At 66.6% G+C, this 3,022-nt stretch carries 3 protein-coding genes; 1 reads left to right on the top strand and 2 read right to left on the bottom strand.

Annotation, left to right across the window (positions count from 1 at the left end; genetic code table 11):
* A partial coding sequence (locus tag AB0G02_RS33355) for a glycosyltransferase family 2 protein (protein WP_360802284.1) occupies positions 1 to 805 on the top strand: 805 nt, incomplete at its 5' end.
* A gap of 90 nt (positions 806 to 895) precedes the next feature.
* Here the strand turns inward: AB0G02_RS33355 and AB0G02_RS33350 are convergent.
* Positions 896 to 1,387: an RICIN domain-containing protein gene (locus AB0G02_RS33350; protein ID WP_360802281.1), complete on the bottom strand. Its 492-nt coding sequence runs from the start codon at positions 1,385 to 1,387 to the stop codon at positions 896 to 898.
* A gap of 206 nt (positions 1,388 to 1,593) precedes the next feature.
* Positions 1,594 to 2,751, bottom strand: coding sequence for a glycoside hydrolase family 27 protein (locus tag AB0G02_RS33345; protein ID WP_360802278.1), 1,158 nt, complete (start codon positions 2,749 to 2,751; stop codon positions 1,594 to 1,596).
* Positions 2,752 to 3,022 lie beyond the last annotated feature (271 nt).

Raw genomic sequence — 3,022 nt, 5'->3', positions numbered from 1 at the left:
GTGCCTGCAGGCCGAGCTGGCCTACTGGAATCCCTGGACGAACTGGCTGACCCGCAACTTCGCTGCCGAGTACGCGTTGACCTTCGCCTTGGCGCTGCGCGGGCTGGACCGCTTTCGCCTGCCCATTCCGCTGGGTGGCACGTCCAACCACTTTCGGGTCGACGCCCTGCGCGCACTCGGCGGCTGGGATCCGCACAACGTCACCGAAGACGCCGACCTGGGCGTGCGCATCGCCCGCCGCGGGTGGGACGTGCGGATGATCGACTCGATCACCTACGAGGAGGCCAACAGTGAACTGGGCAACTGGATACGCCAGCGCAGCCGCTGGATCAAGGGCTATCTCCAGACTTGGTTGGTGCACATGCGCAACCCGTGGCGGCTGCTGCGCGAACTGGGCCCTTGGAAGTTCATCGGCTTCCAGCTGACCTTCGGCTTCACCACCGTCACCACGCTGGTCAACCCGCTGTTCTGGTCGCTGACGTGCCTCTACCTCGTCACGGGCCCGGAGCGAATCGAGCCGCTGTTCCCGCCGGCCGCGCTCTACGCGGGCGTGGCCGCCATGTTGGGCGGCAACCTCGCCGTGCTGTACCACTTCATGTCCGGCTGCATGGAACGCGACCTGCACCGCGCCGTGCCGACCATGCTCACCGTCCCCCTGTACTGGGCGCTGATGAGCCTCGCCGCTTACAAGGCGCTGATCCAACTCCTGCGCCCCAGCAAACGCCATCACTGGGAGCTCACGCGCCATGGCTTGGTGGGTGAGCACGAAGCCCGCAGCGCTCCGCTCCGATCGCCACCAGACTGATGCGCGCGGGCGAGCCGGAAGTTCGCCCGACCGAGTGGCGTTCACCGCTGTCCGGACTTTGCCACCGATCGCGGGACGAGCCGCGATCGTTCAGAGGGACCACCGTTGATTCGGCCCTGCGTGGCAGTCCCAAAGTCGCACCTTCGTGCCGTTGCGACCGATGGTGTGCGGATCGGCGTCCAGGCAGCGTCCGCTCATGTAGTTGATCAACACCCTGCGGTGCCGGTCGATGTCCCAAATCTGGTTCTCGGCGGCGTGGCAGTCCCACAGTTGGACCATCGTGCCGTTGCGACCGATGGTGCCCAGATCGGCGTCCAGGCAGCGTCCACTCTGGACGTTGCGGATGAGACCGCCGGGTTCGAAGTTCCACAACTGGTTGTCGTCACCGTGGCAGTCCCACAGGTGGACCGTCGTGCCGTCACCGCCGATGGTGCCCAGGTCGGCGTCCAGGCAACGCGCGCTGTCGCCGTTGCGGATCACCCCGCGATCCTCGGCTGACGCGGTGCCCGAGAAACCGGGAACCGCACCGAGAGTCGCCACCGTTACCAGGGCAAGCAATTTCCTCGTTATACCGAAAGGCATCGTCGATCGTGTTCCTCGTTCGGAGTTGTATCGAGGGGAACTTTACCCGGAGTGCGGTGTCCAACCACTGCATCGCGCCGGACAACACTCGTGCGGGTGTTCTTCTGCAGAAATGCCTGCTCGTCGGGATCTTGTGCTTTTTTCATGCGTGCTCGCCGGTAATTCATCCATAGGGCTCGAGTTCGTTCACCGTGCGGAGTGGCCGCTTACATCAACCAGACCCGATAGGCCACGACGGAGTGAGCGGGCACGCGAGCATGCAACTCGTCGGCGGTCTCCTCCTCCTGTTTGGTCCACAGGTCGAACACCCGGTACTTCGACGCGGACGGCAGTCCGATCACCTCGACGGTGATGCCGATCTCGCGGTCGGACAGCCCCCGGTTGAGCAGCACCACGGCGGCTGATCCGTCTGACATCGGCTTCGTCCACACCTCCTGCTCACCGTCGTCACGCAGCCGACTACCCTGCTGTCCTCCCCAGTCCTGGTTCACCGCGATGACGTCGCGGTCCAGCAGGATGTCCTTGGTAGGCCGGCTCATCACCCGCAGGTCGTTACCCGCGATCAACGGCGCGTTCAACAGCGCCCACATCGTGAAGTGCGCCCGGTCCTCGTGCTCTGCCATGCCGCCGTTGCCCACCTCGAGCATGTCCGGGTCGTTCCAGGCGTTCGGCCCGGAGTGCTCCTCCAGCCCGACCTGGAGGTCCAGCAGCGCCGTCCAACTGGCCCACGAATCGGCGATGTCGCGGGTCGTGCGCCACAGGTGTCCGCCGACCCTGCGGCCCCAGCCCTCCCACGGGCGCTCGTGCCCCCACTCACAGATGCCGAACACCACCGGTCTGCCCGACTCGCGCAGCGCACGACCCATCTTCCCGTACCGCTCGGCCGCCGGGCTGCCGTCGTTGTTGCAGTTGTCGTACTTGAGGTAGTCGACACCCCACTCGGCGAAGCTGCGCGCGTCGACCTGCTCGTGCCCAAGACTGCCGGGGTAACCCGCGCACGTCGTCGAACCCGCGTCGGCGTAGACGCCGAACTTCAACCCCCGCTCGTGCACGTAGTCCACCACCGGCTTCAGGCCGTTGGGAAACTTCACCGGGTCCGGTACCAGTCGGCCCTGCTCGTCCCGCCCACGAGCCATCCAACAGTCGTCCAGGTTCAGGTAGGTGTAGCCGGCATCGCGCATCCCCGACGCCACCATCGCGTCGGCGGTCTCGCGGACCATCTGCTCCCCGATGTCGCAACCGAACCTGTTCCACGAGTTCCACCCCATCGGAGGCGTCGGCGCCAGGCCCGCCGACACGGAGCGGGCCGCGACGGGCCCGCCGACCACGACGACCGCGGAGGCCAGCAATCCCGCGACCGCCACCTGAACCACCGACCGACGCACGACACCTCCGGCAAGACGACGTGGGTCCACGGAACCAGGAACCTCCGGAGAGGGAAACTCCTGATCCGTGATTTCACCGAGCCGTGGGTGCTCAGCGGGTGACGCGCCCCGGAGGCGCGCTCTCACCGGCGAACCCCGGTCCTGTCGGATGCCCTTCGTGGATGTCGTCGCGGGCCCCAGCGGACGCGGAGGCGTTTCTTGCCGTGGTACCGGTCGGTCGGGCGCTTCACTGCCGACGGACGGCGCCCAG

The sequence above is a fragment of the Actinosynnema sp. NPDC023658 genome, assembly GCF_040639995.1.
Classification (GTDB): domain Bacteria; phylum Actinomycetota; class Actinomycetes; order Mycobacteriales; family Pseudonocardiaceae; genus Actinosynnema.
The sequence above is the reverse complement of the archived record's forward strand: the minus strand, read 5'-3'. Positions and strand labels throughout refer to the sequence as shown.